Origin of the sequence: Kocuria atrinae C3-8, from assembly GCF_000286355.1 — a bacterium.
Classification (GTDB): domain Bacteria; phylum Actinomycetota; class Actinomycetes; order Actinomycetales; family Micrococcaceae; genus Kocuria; species Kocuria atrinae_A.
On the sequence record NZ_AJXN01000178.1, the window covers coordinates 1 to 16916 of the forward strand.

The following is a 16916-nucleotide window of genomic DNA, read 5'->3' on the forward strand; positions in this document are numbered from 1 at the left end:
TGGCGCAGCGGCGTCGTCGGCGGAAAGTCTGGAACGCACGGGACTGACGGCCTGGCCGGAGAAGGATCCGCCGCGCTCGGTGCAGACCCAGGTGGCCGGGCAGACCATCACGGGCTACCCCACGCTCATGGTGCGCCGGGACAAGCCCGATGCCAAGGCCGGGAAGGGCACGCCGGGGGAACCCACCGTGGACCTGCGGATCCTCACCCAGCAGGACGAGCAACGGTCGGCTCAGCGCCACGGCGTGATCGCGCTGCTCGAACGCACGCTGCCCTCGGTGCATCGCTACGTGGTGGACCACCTGAGCCAGCGTGAGCGGCTGATCTTCACGCAGAATCCGCACGGTTCCGTGGACGCGCTCATCCGCGACTGCACCGTGGCCGCGATCGACCGCCTAGTCCCCGAGGAGCCGCCCTTCACCAAGGCCGAATTCGACGAGCTGGCCGTGCACGTGCGCGCCGAACTGATCGACACGGTGTTCGCGGTGACCGCCCTGGTCACCGAGACCCTCGCGGAAGCCACGTCGCTGCGCAAGCGACTCAAGAAACCGGGATCGCTGGCCGCCGTGCCAGCGTTCAAGGACATGGCGGAGCAGATCGACCGACTGATCTACCCGGGATTCGTGGCGGAGACCGGGTGGCACGCGCTGCAACACCTGCCCCGCTACGTGAAGGCCATCAACGCCCGCCTGGACAAGCTCTCGGGTCATATCCAGCGGGACAGCGTGAATATGGTGCTGATCCAGGACATCGAACAGGACTACCGCGGTGCGCGAGCCGCCATTCCTGCCACCGCTCCCGTGCCCGAGGCGCTCACGCGGGTGCGCTGGGATCTCGAGGAGCTGCGCGTGTCGCTGTTCGCCCAAGAGTTGGGCACCGCGCGCACGGTATCGGAAAAGCGGGTCCGCAAGGCGCTGCGCGACATCACGCAACGCTGAGCGAACCCGCTTCCGGCAGTGTCAGTACGAGATGACGCCGCGCACCTGTGGTGCGCGGCGTGATCCGGTGTTACTAGTCCTGGGGAACGTTGGCCTCATGACCGGCGGCGACCAGTGCGCCACGGATCTTGCGTGCCGTCTCGTCCATGACCTCGGGGTCCGGGTCCTTGTCCACCTGATCGAAATCGAACTCCTCGATCGTGTTGGTGGGCCACACGTGCAAGTGGGCGTGCGGTACCTCGAAGCCTGAATCATCAGCCACGCGCTTGGGTGAAAAGACCTCGTCGATCGCCTGGCCCACGGTCTTGCACACGGTCATCAGGTGCTGTGCCAACTCATCGGGCAGGTCCAGCCAGGAGTCGATCTCTTCGCGAGGAACCACCAGGACGTGTCCCTGGGAGAGCGGTGCGATGGACAGGAATCCGGCGCACTGATCGTCCGACCACACGAAGCGGCCGGGCAGTTCGCCCTCGATGATCTTGGTGAAAACGGAGCTCACGGTGACTTCCTTTCGGTCGATCTTCTCGGTCTCTTCAGGCGTGTGGGCGGTCGTCCCCACAGACTGGGTGACGGTGGGTGAAACCGACTAGACCTCCACGGACTCGCGGGGTTCCAGGTGGCGGTATTCGGTGCCGTACATTTCGGAGAACTTGGCCACTTGCTTCTCCACGATGCCAAAACCGATGTCGGAGAGCAGGGCGTCGTGGATCTGGTACACGTTGGTCGCCCGGGTGGCGATGATGAAGTCGATGACCTCGGACATCTTGGACCACGGTGCGTGTAGCGGAACCAGCACGGTGGGCACGGTGAGCCCGTGCGGAACGGTGAAGGAGTCGCCGGGGTGGAACACGGCGTCGTCAATGACGAAGCCACGTTGTCCACCGTGGGAATCAGCGGGTGAATCAGGGCGTGCTGGCCGCCGAAGGTCTTGACCTCGAACGGGCCCAACGAGAGCGTGGAATCAGCGGTGACCGCGTGCAGGCGGTCCGTGGCCTCCCCCGAGGCCTCCGTGAGTTCGTCGATGACCGACTGCGGCGCGTAGATGTTCAGCTCGGGATTCTCCGCGAGCGCCGCGGTCAGTCGCTTGGCGTCGTAATGGTCCGGGTGGACGTGGGTGATCAGCACCAGGTTGACGCCGTCCAGCGCCTCCTGGACCTCCGAGAACGACCCGGGGTCGATCACCAGGGATGTGCCGTTCTTCTCCAGCCGGACGCACGAGTGTGTGAACTTGGTCAGCAACATGTCTTCAGCCTAGCCCGGGAACAGCCCTCAGATGCGAACCGTTAGCATGGTTGAAGAAGCAAGCACATGGAAGGGACGGGCGTGAGCACACAGACCACCAGGCAACCCGAGGTGCGCAACACCAAGCAGCGCCGGGCCATTGCGGGAGCTCTCCGGAGCCTCGAAGATTTCATTTCCACCCAGGATCTGCATCGTCGTCTGCAGGATGACGGCCAGTCCGTCTCCCTGGCCACGACCTACCGGATCCTGCAGTCCATGGCGGACACCGGCGAGGTGGACGTGCTCCGCAATGCCGACGGCGAGGCCATTTACCGCCGTTGCGAGGCCGAACACCACCACCATCACCTGGTGTGCCGCTCGTGCGGTGCCGCGGTGGAGCTCGAGGCCCCCGCGATCGAACAGTGGGCGGATGACACCGCTGCCCAACACGGGTTCACGGACGTGGACCACACGGTGGAGATCACCGGCATTTGCGGCAACTGCGCGCTCGAGTCACGCTGACGGTGGCAACTGATCGTCCCCGCGACATCTTCCTGGTGCGCAACGGGAATTCCCCCCTCGCTCGTGAAGCCTGCGATCGCGCTCGCGCCATCTTCGCGGCGGACGGCTACACCGCCGTCTATCTTGACGCCCCCTCCGCCCGGGAACTCTCGGAGAAGCTGACGGACACCTTGCGATCCCGAGCGCTGCACGTTGCCGCCGTGGTGGCGGTCGGTGGCGACGGCATGGCCCACCTGGTGCTTCAGGTACTGCGCACCGTGGGCGAACAGGGCGTGGACGTGGCGTTCGGCCTGATCCCCGCCGGTTCCGGCAACGACCTGGCCAGGTTCTGCGGCATCCCCACCCGCGACACCGAGCGCGCCGCGGGCCGCGTGCTACGCGGGCTGGAAACCTCGCCCGAGTACATGGATCTCTTGGCCGTGGACTGCGCGGACGGCACCTCACATGTGTGCGCGACCACCGTGTGTCTGGGCCTGGACGCCCGCGTCAACGCGCGAGCCAATCGCTGGAGCCGGATCCGCGTCTCCGCCAAATACGCGGTGGCGCTCGTCTGGGAAATTCTGCGGCTCACCTCACGCGACTACACGATCGACTACACCGCCGCCGACGGCGCTCGTCGGGTGGTCGATCGCCGGGCAACGTTTCTTTCGGTGGCCAACACGTCCTCGTACGGAGGTGGGCTCACCATCGTGCCGCGCGCCGATCACCGGGACGGACAGGCCGAACTCTTTGCCGTCTCCGATGCACGCCCGCTGCGGCTCCTGTTCCTGTTACCGCGGCTGCTACTCAAGACGCACGAGAACCTCGCGGAGATCGCGCTGAAACCCATCACTTCGGTGACCGTGATCCCGCACGATACGACGTCGGAGGATCTACCCGCGCACGTTGCTCACGGGGACGGGGAGCCCCTGGGGCCCTGCCCGTGGAGGTGCGGGTCCTGCCCGCCGCCGTGCGGGTGCTTTTCTGAACCACCGCGGCGATACGACGAACCGCGCTCGCGCAGGCCACGGATCACGCGGGTCACCAACCAGATGAGGAACGAAATGGTGGTCACGTAGGGGCTGATCGGAATCGAACCGCCCAGTGCCAACAGGATGCCTCCCACCATGGACAGCTCCGCGAAGACCACCGACAGCACCACGATCCGAGCCGGGGCCACCGTGAGATTCATGGCCGCCGCAGCCGGAGTGATCAGCAGCGCGAGCACGAGCAACGCACCCACGATCTGCACGGACATGGCCACCGAGATGCCCAACAGCACCATGAACACGATGGACAGGGTGCGCACGGGCAGACCGCGAGCCTCAGCAACCACGGGATCGGTACTGGCGAACGTAAGTGGGCGCCACACGAAGAGCAGCCCGGCCACCACCACGATGGACAACACGATCATGGACGTCAGCTGCACCGGTGAAACGGACACGATCTGACCGGTCAGCAGCGAAAACTTGTTGGAGGACCGGCCCTCGTAGAGCGACAGGAACAGAATTCCCAGGCCCAACCCGAACGGCATGAGCACGCCCACGAACGAATTACTGTCCCGGGCTCGCAGTCCCATGAACCCGATGATCAGCGCGGCAACGACCGAGCCCAGCAAAGATCCGGTCACGATGTCCGAACCGATCAACAAGGCGGCCGCCGCTCCGGCGAAGGACAGTTCCGCGATGCCGTGCACCGAAAAGGCCAGATCACGCATCATCACGAAAGTTCCAACCAACCCGCCGACCAGTCCGAGCAACGCTCCCGCCCACAGAGAGTTGCTCAACAGCACGAGCAGCTCACCGTAATTGTCGAAGACGAACACGGAACTGACGATCGAGTCCCAATCGACTTGAGCCGGGATCACGGGATGAGGCCTTCCTGGGACGAGATGTGGTGCGTGTTGTCGGGACGCCCGGTCACGATGATGCGGCCGTTGCTCCGCAGCACCTCGATGTCCGCACCGTACAGCTCCGAGAACACCTCGGAGCGCATGACTTCATCGGGCGTGCCGATCTTGAAGGAGCCACCGGCCAGGTACAGGATTCGATCCACGTGATCGATGATGGGGTTGATGTCGTGGGTCACGAACACCACGGCACTACCCGAGTCCACCCGCTGCTGATTGACCAGCTCACTCACGATGTACTGGTGATTCAGGTCCAGGGACAGCAACGCCTCATCGCACAACAGCAACTCCGGATCGGTGGCCAGCGCCTGAGCAATGCGCAGTCGCTGTTGCTCACCACCGGAGAGCAGCCCGACCGGTGCGTTGGCGTAGTCGCTCGCCCCGACCTTCTCGAGCAGTTCGTCCACGCGCTCGTTGACCGCGCGGCGATGGAGCCTGATCCCCACTTGTTGCCGTCAATGCCCTGAGCCACCAGGTCCCGTGCGCGCAGGGCGTGCGCGGTGAGAAACCGCGCTGCTGAGGGACGTACCCCACGTGACGCGATGCCGCACGGGTCGCTCCCCCGTCACGGAGACCGATCCCCGGGTCAGCGGTAGCAGACCGAGCAACACCTTGAGGAAGCTGGTCTTGCCGGTGCCGTTGGAACCGAGCACCGCGAAGTACTCGCCCTCGCGAATGGTCAGGTCGAGATCACGCCACAGGACGCGGTCGCCAAAGGCGAGTTCCGCGTTCTTGAGTTCGACCACTGCCTTGCCCGGCTCCCGTTGCTTCTCGGCGCCTGGCGCGGCGTGGTGTGTGTGGCGGGCTGGGCCGCTGGAGTGTGAATGGTTCGTGCCACCTCGGTGGAAAGGGTCATAGAGCTAGTTCTTCACGGCTTGGGAGATGCGGTCGATATTGTCCTGCATCCACTCCACGTAATTCTTGCCCTCGGGGACGGTTTCGGAGAATTCCACCACGCTGACACCGGAATCTTCAGCGTCCTTGCGCAGCTTCTCGGTCTGGCCGGTCGAGGTCTGCTGGTTGAACGCCAGCAGGTCGATGTGACCACTCGTGACCAGATCCGTAGTTTCCTTCATGACGGCGGGCGCCACGTCTGATTCCGAGTCGATTGCGGTCATGAATTCGGCGGGAGTGTCGTCGTGAAGTCCCGCGTCCTGCAAGAGATATCCGGGCATCGGCTCGGTAGCCACGTAGCCACCCGAGGCCTTCAACGACTCGAGCTCCTCGATCATTCCGTCCAGCTCGTCATTGACGGCTCGGCCGTTCTCGATGAAGGCGTCACCGTACTCCTCATCGAGCACGGCCAGGTCATTGGCCACGCGGTTGGACAACTTCTGCATGGTGTCCAGGTCGTACCAGACGTGTTCGTTGAAACCGCCAGGATCGTGGCTGTGCCCCTCGTGGCCCTCTTCCTCGTGCGAGTGATCGTGCGCCTCGGCCGCCTGGTCATTGCCGTGCAGCTCGGATATCTCCACCGCGTTGATGACCTTCTGTGAATCAGTGGTCATGTCTTCCATGAACGAGTCGTAACCGCCACCGTTCAGGATCACCACGTCCGCTTTCTCGATGGTCAGCCGATCCTGGGGCGATGCCTCGTACGAGTGCGGATTCTGCGCGGCGGAGTCGATGATGGGCTCGACCTCAACATGGTCCCCGGCGATCTGCTCGACGAGTTCCGAGTACACGTTGGTCGAGGTCACCACCGTGACTTTGTTCCCGTCCGACGCCGCTCCGTCCCCTTCCTGAGCCTCCCCCGAGTTTCCCGAGCAACCCGTGAGCACCAAGGCACCCAGGGCCGATACGGCCACGGCGGAACGAACGAACGGGCGGGCTGTCAGGCCCGGTACACGTGAAGACACGGAATCAACTCCTTGGGGGTCATTCTCATCAGACGGTGCTTATTGAGAATGGATTGCATCTGCTCTGCGGAGAGCATATCACTAACCATTCTCAATAAGCACCGGGGAGAAATTCCCTGCGGACAGTTCCCGTCAGCTCCAGGATTCCGAGCGCGGACGACCCTCGTCGTAACCGGACTGCGACTGAATGCCCACGACCGCACGGTTGGCGAACTGCGCGAGCGAGGTGGCCCCCGCATACGTCATGGAGCTGCGCACACCGGAGGTGATGTGATCGACCAGGTCCTCCACGCCCGGGCGCTGGGGGTCCAGGTACATCTTGGAGTTGGAGATACCTTCTTCGAACAGCGCCTTGCGAGCGCGGGCGAATTCGTCCTCACCGCGGGTGCGGTGGCGAACGGCCCGGGCAGAGGCCATGCCAAAGCTCTCCTTGTAGGCGCGACCGTTGGCGTCGATGTTGAGGTCACCGGGGCCTTCGTGGGTTCCCGCGAACCACGAACCGATCATGACCTGACTTGCACCGGCAGCGAGCGCCAGAGCGACGTCGCGCGGGTGCTTCACGCCGCCGTCGGCCCAGATGTGCTTTCCGAGATCCGCCGCAGCCTCGGCGCACTCGACGACCGCCGAGAACTGGGGACGACCGACCGCCGTCATCATGCGGGTGGTGCACATGGCACCGGGGCCCACACCCACCTTGACGATATCCGCGCCCGCGCCGATCAGGTCCCGCACGCCGTCGGCGGAGACCACGTTGCCCGCAACGATCGGGACCTGCGGGTCCAGGGCGCGCACCGCCTCGAGAGCCTGCATGGCCTTGATCTGATGACCGTGGGCGGTGTCGACCACCAGCACGTCGATGCCGGTGTCGAGCAGGGCAGCTGCCTTCGCGGCCACGTCCCCGTTGATTCCCACAGCGGCGCCGACCTGCAGGCGACCCTGCTTGTCGAGAGCCGGCTCGTAGATGGTGGAGCGCACCGCACCCTTCTGCGTGAGGACGCCCTCGATCGCGCGACCCCGCAGCACGGGGGCAACACTGAGCCGCGAAGCCGCGAGCTTCTCGTACGCGGTGCGCATGGCGGCGTCATGATCCTGGCCGTCGAAATCCTCGACCTGGAAGACCGGACCGTCAGTGCGCATGACGTCCCCGAGCTGGGTGAATCGGTCAACGTCCTGGCAATCGGCAGCGAGCACCAGGCCCCGGTAGTTATCGTCCGTGTCCGTGACCAGAACGGCACCGTGCGGGCGCTTGTGCATGACACCGAGCGCATCGTGCACCGTGTCCGTCTCGCTCAAGGCCACCGGCGTCTCGTACTGGGGCGAACGCCCCTTGACCCAGTCGGTGACGTTGGAAATGACGTCCAGCGGAATGTCCTGCGGGAGGATTCCCAGGCCACCACGGCGGGCCATGGTCTCGACCATGCGTCGCCCGGTCACCGCAGTCATATTGGCGGCCACGAGCGGAATAGTGTTTCCGGTGCCGTCACCCGGGGACAGGTCCACGTCGAAGCGGGACGTCACCCGAGAGATGGAGGGCACCAGGAAGACATCGTTGTAGGTGAGGTCTGTATTGGGAGTCGTGAGGAATCGCACGAGACCTCATACTACGGCCCCACCACGTACCCAGTCAGGTGCTGAGCACGGGTCCGTCATGGACGACCGGAGAAACCTACCGAGCGGTCAGATTGGACTGGCCAGGTGGTGTCCGCCTCATTAGACTGTTGACTTAGTACGGCCTTATGGGAATAAGCCACCACGTCCGCCTGCGGAGAGACATACCGCCGGCACCACCGACCGGTGGTGGTCTACCGAGCAACCACCGGAGCACACCGTCATATGGAAGAGGCGTATCTCCCGTGCCAGAGCAGCCACACCACCTGATCCCCGAAGAATTCGCCGGTAACGAATGGCTCGTCGACGAGCTGTTCGAGAAGTACCAGGACGACAAGAACTCCGTGGACAAGAAGTGGTGGCCCATTTTCGAGGAAATGAGCAAGGGCTCTGACTCCGACTCCACTTCTTCCCCCTCGCAGACCGCTTCCAACTCGAACGGTGCTGCGACCAAAACTTCCGCAGCCGCCCCGTCCAAGGCGGCTGCTTCTTCGTCTACTCAGGAGAACAAGCCCAAGGTGACCCAGGAAAAGACCGCACCGGCAGCCAAGGCCGACTCCAAGCCCCGGTCGGAGGCCAACTCCAACTCCGGTGAGCCCAAGCGCGCCGCAGCGCCCACGGCCACGACCGGCGGTTCCAAGGCCAAGGGCAAGCCCGAGGGCGTGGATCAGGAAGCCAACGGCACCGAAGGCTCGCCCACCAAGCGCCCCATTCGCGCACAGCCGGAGGGTGCGGCCAAGCCCAAGCCCAAGGCCCAGGAGCAGCAGGACCAGGGTGAGGCCCAGGACAAGGTGGTCAAGCTCCGCGGACCCGCCAAGGCCGTGGCCGCCAACATGGATGCATCACTGTCCGTGCCCACCGCGACCACCGTGCGCGCCGTGCCGGCCAAGCTCCTGATCGACAACCGCTTGGTGATCAACAGCCACTTGGCCCGCAACCGCGGTGGCAAGGTGTCCTTCACTCACATCATCGGCTACGCCGTGATTCGCGCGCTGGCCAACTTCCCGTCGCAGAACGTGGTGTACGGAGAAGTGGACGGCAAGCCCGCCGCGATCCAGCCGGCGCACGTGAACTTCGGTATCGCCATCGACATCCCCAACAAGGACGGCTCCCGCAACCTGGTGGTGCCCAACATCAAGGGCGCTGAGGGCATGACCTTCATGCAGTTCTGGACCGCCTACGAGGACATCGTCAAGCGCGGCCGCTCCGGCGAGCTGACCATGGAGGATTACCAGGGCACCACGGTGTCTCTGACCAACCCGGGCGGTATCGGCACCGTGCACTCCGTGCCGCGTCTGTCCAAGGGCCAGGCCTGCATCGTGGGTGTCGGTGCGCTGGACTACCCGGCCGAGTACAAGGGCGCTTCGCCCCGCACCACCGCGCGCATGGGCGTCTCCAAGATCATCACCCTGACCTCCACCTACGATCACCGCGTGATCCAGGGTGCCGGCTCCGGTGAGTTCCTCAAGCTCGTGGAGCACTACCTGCTCGGTGGCGACAACTTCTACGACAACATCTTCGAGGCCCTGCGCATCCCCTACGAACCCGTTCGCTGGGCCGTGGACAACCAGGTCAACCCCGAGACCCAGATCAACAAGGTCGCCCGCATTCAGCAGCTGATCCACGCGTACCGCGTGCGCGGTCACCTGATGGCGGACACCAACCCGCTCGAGTACGTGATGCGCAAGCACCCTGACCTGGACATCCGCAGCTACGGGCTGTCCCTGTGGGACCTGGAGCGCGAATGGCCCACCGGTGGTTTCGGCGGCCAGGAGCTGCTGACCCTGCGCGTGATCCTGGGTCGTCTGCGTGACGCCTACTGCCGCACCGTGGGCATCGAGTACATGCACCTGCAGGATCCGGAAGAGCGCGAGTGGTTCCAGAACAAGCTCGAGCACGACTACCAGAAGCCCGCGCGTGAGGAGCAGTTCCGCATCCTGGGTCGCCTCAACGCGGCCGAGGCGTTCGAAACCTTCCTGCAGACCAAGTACGTGGGGCAGAAGCGCTTCTCCCTGGAGGGTGGCGAGTCCCTGATTCCGCTGCTGGACGCGATCATTTCCGACGCTGCGGACGAGTCCCTGGCCGGCGTGGGTATCGCCATGGCCCACCGCGGCCGCTTGAACGTGCTCACCAACATTGCCGGTAAGTCCTACGCACAGGTCTTCCGCGAGTTCGAGGGCAGCCAGGATCCCAAGTCCATCGAGGCTCCGGCGATGTGAAGTACCACCTGGGCACGGAAGGTGTGTTCACCTCCGACAACGGCAACGAGACCCAGGTCTACCTGGCCGCCAACCCGTCCCACCTGGAAGCCGCCGATCCCGTGATCGAGGGCATCGCCCGCGCCAAGACGGACGTGCTGGGTGCCGGGCCCGAGGGTGACGGCACGTTCCCCGTGCTGCCCATCCAGGTCCACGGCGACGCCGCCATGGCCGGCCAGGGCATCGTGTACGAAGTCATGCAGATGTCCGGCCTTGAGGGCTACAACGTGGGCGGCACCATCCATGTGGTGGTCAACAACCAGATCGGCTTCACCACCTCGCCCTCCGGCGCGCGCACCTCCACCTACTCCACGGACGTGGCACGCACCGTTCAGGCCCCGATCTTCCACGTGAACGCGGACGATCCCGAGGCCGTGACCCGCGTGGGTCAGCTGGCCTTCGAGTACCGCCAGCGCTTCCACAAGGATGTCGTGATCGATCTGGTCTGCTACCGCCGCCGCGGTCACAACGAGGGCGACGATCCCTCGATGACCCAGCCGCTCATGTACTCCCTGATCGACGGCAAGCGTTCGACCCGCAAGATCTACACCGAGAACCTCGTGGGTCGCGGTGACATCACGCAGGACGAGGCTGATCGCGCGCTCAAGGACTACCAGGAGCGTTTGGAGCGGGTCTTCGCGGAATCCCACGAGGCCCAGACCTCCACGGTCCCGCTGGTCACCGGCGACGCCGCCGCTATCGCCAACATCGAGCGCCCCTCGGCTCAGCAGGCGGACACGGGAGTTTCGATCCCCAAGTCCACCGCGATCACCGAGGAAGTCGCCCGTCGCATCGGCGAGGCTCACGTGGAGGCTCCGGAGGGTTTCACCACCCACCGCAAGCTGCAGAAGCTGCTGGACCGCCGCAACGAGATGACCGAGAAGGGCGGCGTGGACTGGGGCATGGGCGAGCTCATGGCCTTCGGTTCGCTGCTCATGGAAGGTGTGCCGATCCGCTTCTCCGGTCAGGACGTGCGCCGCGGTACCTTCACGCAGCGCCACGCCGTGTTCTTCGACGCGAGAACGGCTCCGAGTGGGCACCGCTGAACAACCTGTCCGGTGATCAGGCCAAGCTCTCCATCTACAACTCGCTGCTCTCCGAGTACGGCGTGCTGGGCTTCGAGTACGGCTACTCCGTGGAACGCCCGGAGGCGCTCACCGTGTGGGAGGCGCAGTTCGGTGACTTCACCAACGGCGCCCAGACCATCGTGGACGAGTTCATTTCCTCGGCCGAGCAGAAGTGGGGTCAGCGTTCCTCGCTGGTCATGCTGCTGCCCCACGGCTTCGAGGGTCAGGGCCCGGACCACTCCTCGGCACGTATCGAGCGGTTCTTGACCCTGTGCGCCGAGCGGAACATGACCGTGGTCAACCCGTCCACCCCGGCCAACCACTTCCACTTGCTGCGCCGCCAGGCCTACTCTCGGCCGCGCCGCCCGTTGATCGTGGCCACGCCCAAGCAGTTGTTGCGTCTCAAGGCTGCGGCCTCCCCCATCGAGGACTTCACGCAGGCACGTTCCAGCAGGTCATTCCGGATGTTGCGAACCTGGACGATTCCAAGGTCACGGACGTGATCCTGGTGTCGGGTCGTCTCTACTACGACCTCGCGGCACAGCGTGAGAAGTCCAAGGACCACTCCACGGCGATCATTCGTGTCGAGCAGCTCTACCCGCTGCCCGAGAATGAGATCAAGAAGGAACTGGCCCGCTACCCGGAGGCCCGCATCATGTGGGCCCAGGACGAGCCCGCCAACCAGGGTGCGTGGCCGTTCATGGCCGTGAACCTGTTGCCGCAGCTGGACCGCCCGGTCAAGCTGGCCTCGCGCCCGGCCTCTGCTTCCCCGGCCAACGGTTCCGCCAAGCGTCACGCGGTGAACTGGAGACCCTGGTGCAGCAGGCCTTCAACCGCGGCGAGTAATCATCACCCCGTTGCGGCCCCGTGAGATCGGGCGCAACGGGCACGTTTTCCCCTCGGTGGTCATCGTGGTTTACGGTGGCCACCGAGAAACGTTATGAGCAAAGGAAGAGGAATAGTGGACCAACGCAGGATCCGCATTGTGGCCGTCGGTGACGAACTGCTAGCCGGTGTGGAAGACCCCCGTGCCCTGGGCTGGTTCGGTCGAGTGCTGGCCCGTACCCCGCGGGACATCGTGCCCGTGGACGCCTACAACCTGGCAGCACCCGGCGAGGGCAGTGAGTCCCTCAACGAACGCTGGTTCGACGAGGCCTCCCGCCGTTTCGATTCCATGTGCGACAACCGACTGGTGATCGCGCCTTCGGCCATGGACGTGGACTTGGACATTACTTCCGCGCGTTCGCGGCTGAACATGGCCAACATCGTGGATCAGGCGACCCAGAACAACATCAAGGTTCTGGTGGTGGGTCCCCCTCCCACGCTGGACCCGGAACGCAACCGTAAGATCGCGGACCTTTCGGCCGCCTTCGGTGATGTGACCACCCGCCGCCAGCACGTGTACGTGGACACGTTCAACCCGCTCCAGCACCACGAGCAGTGGCGCAAGGACCTGGCCGCCAACCACGGCCACCCCGGACAGGCCGGCTACGGGCTGATGGCGTGGCTCGTGCTGCACCGCGGCTGGTACAACTGGCTGAACCTGCCCGAACCCCGATAAGCCCGCGAGCGCCGTCGTCGGTGGAAATCCGGCCAACTCGGAGTAAACGCCAGGTTGTGAGATACTGGCGGACGGTGCCCAGTCGAATCAACGCAGGAGGTACACCATGAGCAAGCGTGGACGTAAGCGCAAGGACCGCCGCAAGAACTCTGCGAACCGCGGAAAGCGGCCCAACGCCTGAGTTCTGTGCAGTGCGAACAACGCCCGCAACCATTACGGTTGCGGGCGTGTTGTTTAAGCCGAGAAAAGCCGGTGGGGATCAGGCCGCCGGGTGATCGCTGCACTGCGCTTCGATGCGCAGCAGGATCGACTGCTTAAGCTGCGCGGGGGCAGTCTCCGTGCAGGATCGCTTGATCACGGTGCGGATCACGCACTCCAAGTTGTATTCGCGCTCGCACTCGGGACAGTCCGTGAGGTGCGCGTGAATCTCCTCGAGGTCGTCCTTGGTCAGGGCACCGTCAAGGTATTCGTAGATGCGACGGATCCGTTCGTCCGTGCAGCCGTTCTGGCAGTCGTTGTCAGACATTGGTTCAGCCTCGGTCCTTCGATGTTGTCTCGCCCTTGGACTTCTTGGTCCCCTTGGAGGTGTCGAAACCTCGCTCGGTGGCGTAGTCGGCCAGTTTTTCTCGAAGCAGTTTGCGACCTCGGTGCAGTCGAGACATCACGGTGCCGATGGGCGTGTCCATGATCTCGGAGATCTCCTTGTAGGCGAAGCCTTCGACATCGGAGAAATACACGGCGAGTCGGAACTCTTCGGGAAGTTCTTGAAGCGCCCGCTTCACGTCAGAATCCGGGAGGTGGTCCAGGGCCTCGGCCTCGGCCGAGCGCAGTCCCTTGGACGTGTGGGATTCGGCCCGGTGCAGCTGCCAATCCTCCACCGTGTCCGTGTTGGCCTGGCGCGGTTCGCGCTGCCGTTTGCGGTACAGGTTGATGTAGGTATTGGTCAGGATCCGGTACAGCCACGCCTTGAGATTGGTCCCCGGCTTGTACTGGTGAAACGCGGAGAAGGCCTTGGTGTAGGCCTCCTGGACCAGGTCCTCTGCATCGGCGGGGTTTCGGGCCATGCGCAGCGCGGCGGCGTACAGCTGGTCCACGTACTGCATGGCCTCACGTTCAAAACGTTCGCGGCGCTGCTGCGTGGTTTCCTGGCTGACGTCCACCGTGTCGGTAGGGGCCTGCTCCTGCGGCTCGAGCTCATCATGATCGTTCATCACGGCCCAGTCTACGGTCGGTGCGGTCATGATCATGCGCTGCCTGCCTTCCGTGGGTCGCGTTACCGTGCTGATGAGGAGCCAGCTATCTGGCGCTTGCTGTCTATTCGTGAATAACACGGTGGACCCGCCCCGCTATTCCCGTGCGCGGCTCAGCGGCACAACGTTAGGATGAAAGACGTGCCCTCCGGAAATGCCGGGATCAAAAGGAGGAACCATGAGCATCGTTCGTCGTCTCGCCCGCCCCCTGCTCGCCACCGGTTACGTTGCCGGCGGTGTCGAAGCATTCCGTAATTCCTCGGCCGCTGCCGAGAAGCTGGACCCGGTCCTGAAGCAGGTTGAGCAGGTGTTGCCGCAGGTCCGTCCCGTGACCGCCAACCGCGCCCAGGTGGCTCAGGGCATTGCTGCGGCGCAGGTATTGGCCGCTTCCGCCCTCGCGCTGAGCAAGCTGCCCCGTCTTTCCGCGTCCGTGCTGCTGGGCACCACCGCGATCAACACTTACGTGCAGTACCAGTCCGCGGATGCTTCCACCAAGGAAGCCAAGTCCAATCGCCGCAACAACGTGTTCAAGAACCTCTCGTTGGTGGGCGCTGTCATGATCGCTTCCGTGGACACCGCCGGTAACCCCTCCCTCGCGTGGCGCGCCAGCCACCTGGCGGACGACGTTCGCAAGAACGCCGCCAAGGTTTCCAAGGACACCAAGAAGAAGTTCGCCCAGGCTGAGAAGGCCGTGCAGGACGCTGTCAGCCACTAAGAGGGTCAAGCACACAGTGAATACAGACAACGGCTTGCCGCACCCCGAATCCCAGTGGGCTGCACCCTTCACGGGTGATCGCCCGGTGAGCGGAACCGTGGCCATTCCCGGTTCCAAATCGCTGACCAATCGATATTTGGTCCTGGCGGCCTTGGCCTCCGAGACCTCGACGGTGCGCAAGCCGTTGTATTCACGCGACAGTGAACTCATGATCACCGCGCTCCAACAGCTGGGCGCGGTGATCGAACCCACCGGAGTGCCCGGTCCGTTCGGTTCGGATCTCACCATCACTCCCATTCCCGCGGTCCCGCAGCTGACGTTCACCGGCCTGTGCCCCGCGACATCGATTGCGGCCTGGCCGGCACAGTCATGCGTTTCGTGCCACCCGTGGCCGCGCTCCTTAACGCAGACACCCGGTTCGACGGCGATCCGCACGCTCGCGTGCGCCCCATGGGCCCCGTGATCCAAGGCTTACGCGATCTGGGCGTCACGGTCGACGACGACGGTCGGGGTACCTTGCCACTCACCGTGTCCGGAACAGGTCTCGTGGCCGGCGGTTCCGTGAGCATTGATGCGAGCGGCTCGTCCCAGTTCGTCTCCGCGCTCTTGCTTTCTGCCGTGCGTTTCGAGGCACCGCTCGTGCTCAAGCACGAGTCCGACGCCGCTGGTGTCCCGTCTCTGCCGCACGTTGCCATGACCGTTGAAGTGCTCCGCGAAGCCGGGGTGAACGCCACGCGCGTGAGCGACACCGAGTGGCGGGTGGAACCCGCCGCCGTGCCCGGACTGGATGTCACCGTGGAACCGGACCTCTCCAACGCGGGCCCGTTCCTTGCGGCTGCCATGGTCACCGGCGGGACCGTCAGCATCCCTGATTGGCCCACCAGCACCACGCAGGGCGGTGATCAGTGGCGGAGCATCCTGCCGCAGTTCGGCGGCAACGTTGATGTGGTGGACGGTGCGCTGACCGCGACCGGCCCCGCTCAGCTGAGCGGGGTTGACCTCGATCTCTCAGAGGCCGGCGAACTCGCTCCCACCGTGGCGGCATGTGCGCCTTGGCCAGCGGCCCGTCACAACTGCGTGGCATTGCGCATCTGCGGGGACATGAAACCGACCGCCTCGCAGCTCTGACCACAGAGATCAACCGGCTGGGCGGCAACGCGGAAGAGACCGAGGACGGTCTGATCATTACTCCCGCTCCGCTGCACGGCGGGCTGTTCTACAGCTACGAGGATCACCGCATGGCTACCGCAGGCGCCATCATCGGTCTGAAGGTGCCCGACGTAAGCGTGGAAAACATCGGCACCACGTCCAAGACGCTGCCCGATTTCCCCCAGATGTGGACCACCCTGGTCAGCCATGGCGCGTAATTCCAGCGCACAGCGGCAGTGGGACGAGTCGGATGTCCGGGTGCGAGCCAATAAGAAGGGCTCCCGCCCGCGCACCAAGCAGCGCCCGCGCCACGAGGACGCCGTCATTGCTCGCGTGATCGCGGTGGACCGCGGCCGGTACACCTGTGTGGTCAATGAACAGAGCGACGATCAGCGAACCGTCGTGTGCATCCGGGCCAAGGAACTACGCCGCAAACCGATCGTCCCCGGTGACCAGGTGGGCGTCGTCGGCGATGTCAGCGGAGACCCGGACACCCTCGCCCGAATCGTGCGCATCGAACCCCGCGCCACCGTCCTGCGTCGTAGCGCGGACGACACCGATCCCGTCGAGCGAGTGATCGTTGCCAATGCAGACCGGCTCGTGCTGGTCCTGGCCACCGAATCCCCCACGCCCCGCACGGGCTTTGTGGACCGCGGTCTCGCGGCGGCGTCGGACGCGGGCATTACCCCGGTCATCTGTATGACTAAGACAGACCTCAAGGACCCGGCCGAATTCCTGACCTACGTGGAGGCTCTGGACGTTCAAACCGTGAGCACCGAGCCCTCTGACACCCATGGCGGTCGCCCTGCGGCGGGGGTTCACGAAGAATCGCTGGCAATATCGAACGCCTCCATCGATCGGTTGCGCACGATCCTGGACGG

The 16916-nt window shown here is 64.6% G+C and carries 12 protein-coding genes and 5 pseudogenes; 9 read left to right on the forward strand and 8 right to left on the reverse strand.

The genetic code is table 11. The features are described 5' to 3' along the window. A partial coding sequence (locus YO9_RS0115270; RefSeq protein ID WP_031273466.1) for a DUF3418 domain-containing protein occupies positions 1-937 on the forward strand: 937 nt, incomplete at its 5' end. A gap of 73 nt (positions 938-1010) precedes the next feature. Here the strand turns inward: YO9_RS0115270 and YO9_RS0115275 are convergent. Both YO9_RS0115275 and YO9_RS0115280 read right to left on the reverse strand, forming a co-directional pair. After that, positions 1011-1436 (reverse strand): HIT family protein, encoded by a 426-nt coding sequence (locus tag YO9_RS0115275; protein ID WP_031273467.1) that lies wholly within the window; start codon positions 1434-1436, stop codon positions 1011-1013. An 87-nt stretch (positions 1437-1523) separates the two neighbouring features. After that, positions 1524-2179 (reverse strand): annotated as a pseudogene (locus YO9_RS0115280) (MBL fold metallo-hydrolase). An 81-nt stretch (positions 2180-2260) separates the two neighbouring features. On the opposite strand from YO9_RS0115280, the gene YO9_RS0115285 reads away from it, so the two are divergent. Together YO9_RS0115285 and YO9_RS0115290 are read left to right on the forward strand one after the other, a co-directional pair. Further along, positions 2261-2680 carry a Fur family transcriptional regulator gene (locus tag YO9_RS0115285; protein WP_016998283.1) on the forward strand — a complete coding sequence of 140 codons (420 nt, stop codon included), beginning with the start codon at positions 2261-2263 and terminating at the stop codon, positions 2678-2680. 35 nt (positions 2681-2715) lie between these two features. Continuing rightward, positions 2716-3561 (forward strand): annotated as a pseudogene (locus tag YO9_RS0115290) (diacylglycerol/lipid kinase family protein); the annotation flags it as partial. Between the two features lie 8 nt (positions 3562-3569). Here YO9_RS0115290 and YO9_RS0115295 read toward each other — a convergent pair. The 4 genes and pseudogenes from YO9_RS0115295 to YO9_RS0115310 all read right to left on the reverse strand — a co-directional run bounded on the left by YO9_RS0115295 (position 3570) and on the right by YO9_RS0115310 (position 8017). Continuing rightward, positions 3570-4526, reverse strand: coding sequence for a metal ABC transporter permease (locus YO9_RS0115295; RefSeq protein ID WP_016998284.1), 957 nt, complete (start codon positions 4524-4526; stop codon positions 3570-3572). Continuing rightward, positions 4523-5314: pseudogene (locus tag YO9_RS0115300) on the reverse strand (metal ABC transporter ATP-binding protein). The gene YO9_RS0115295 and the pseudogene YO9_RS0115300 overlap by 4 nt, the downstream one beginning before the upstream one ends. A 114-nt stretch (positions 5315-5428) precedes the next feature. Then, positions 5429-6427 carry a metal ABC transporter solute-binding protein, Zn/Mn family gene (locus tag YO9_RS0115305; protein WP_016998286.1) on the reverse strand — a complete coding sequence of 333 codons (999 nt, stop codon included), beginning with the start codon at positions 6425-6427 and terminating at the stop codon, positions 5429-5431. Between the two features lie 132 nt (positions 6428-6559). After that, positions 6560-8017, reverse strand: coding sequence for a GuaB1 family IMP dehydrogenase-related protein (locus tag YO9_RS0115310; protein WP_016998287.1), 1458 nt, complete (start codon positions 8015-8017; stop codon positions 6560-6562). A 263-nt stretch (positions 8018-8280) separates the two neighbouring features. On the opposite strand from YO9_RS0115310, the pseudogene YO9_RS0115315 reads away from it, so the two are divergent. The 3 genes and pseudogenes from YO9_RS0115315 (at position 8281) to YO9_RS21825 (ending at position 13102) form a co-directional block, all read left to right on the forward strand. Then, a pseudogene (locus YO9_RS0115315) lies at positions 8281-12206 on the forward strand (multifunctional oxoglutarate decarboxylase/oxoglutarate dehydrogenase thiamine pyrophosphate-binding subunit/dihydrolipoyllysine-residue succinyltransferase subunit). A gap of 115 nt (positions 12207-12321) precedes the next feature. Further along, positions 12322-12921: a GDSL-type esterase/lipase family protein gene (locus tag YO9_RS0115320; RefSeq protein WP_016998288.1), complete on the forward strand. Its 600-nt coding sequence runs from the start codon at positions 12322-12324 to the stop codon at positions 12919-12921. Between the two features lie 106 nt (positions 12922-13027). Beyond that, the gene (locus YO9_RS21825; RefSeq protein ID WP_371514661.1) at positions 13028-13102 is read left to right on the forward strand and encodes a 50S ribosomal protein bL37; all 75 of its coding nucleotides are present in this window, start codon (positions 13028-13030) and stop codon (positions 13100-13102) included. 78 nt (positions 13103-13180) lie between these two features. Here the strand turns inward: YO9_RS21825 and rsrA are convergent, their stop codons facing one another. Next, entirely contained in the window at positions 13181-13447 is a 267-nt protein-coding gene (rsrA, locus tag YO9_RS0115325) for a mycothiol system anti-sigma-R factor (protein WP_016998289.1), read from the reverse strand. Between the two features lie 4 nt (positions 13448-13451). Further along, a complete protein-coding gene (locus YO9_RS0115330; protein WP_016998290.1) occupies positions 13452-14168 on the reverse strand; it encodes a sigma-70 family RNA polymerase sigma factor in 717 nt (238 codons plus the stop codon). 181 nt (positions 14169-14349) lie between these two features. On the opposite strand from YO9_RS0115330, the gene YO9_RS0115335 reads away from it, so the two are divergent. The 3 genes and pseudogenes from YO9_RS0115335 to rsgA all read left to right on the forward strand — a co-directional run. After that, positions 14350-14886 carry a DoxX family membrane protein gene (locus tag YO9_RS0115335; protein WP_016998291.1) on the forward strand — a complete coding sequence of 179 codons (537 nt, stop codon included), beginning with the start codon at positions 14350-14352 and terminating at the stop codon, positions 14884-14886. 16 nt (positions 14887-14902) lie between these two features. Then, a pseudogene (aroA, locus tag YO9_RS0115340) lies at positions 14903-16253 on the forward strand (3-phosphoshikimate 1-carboxyvinyltransferase). Then, the coding region (gene rsgA / locus YO9_RS0115345; RefSeq protein WP_016998293.1) for a GTPase RsgA at positions 16243-16916 on the forward strand (674 nt) is incomplete at its 3' end. The pseudogene aroA and the gene rsgA, both read left to right, overlap by 11 nt.

What these genes read in the sequence shown, in the direction of transcription:
- rsrA (WP_016998289.1), bottom strand. Translation starts at nt 13,447, where the DNA reads ATGTCTGACAACGACTGCCAGAACGGCTGCACGGACGAACGGATCCGT.
- YO9_RS0115330 (WP_016998290.1), bottom strand. Translation starts at nt 14,168, where the DNA reads ATGATCATGACCGCACCGACCGTAGACTGGGCCGTGATGAACGATCAT.
- YO9_RS0115335 (WP_016998291.1), top strand. Translation starts at nt 14,350, where the DNA reads ATGAGCATCGTTCGTCGTCTCGCCCGCCCCCTGCTCGCCACCGGTTAC.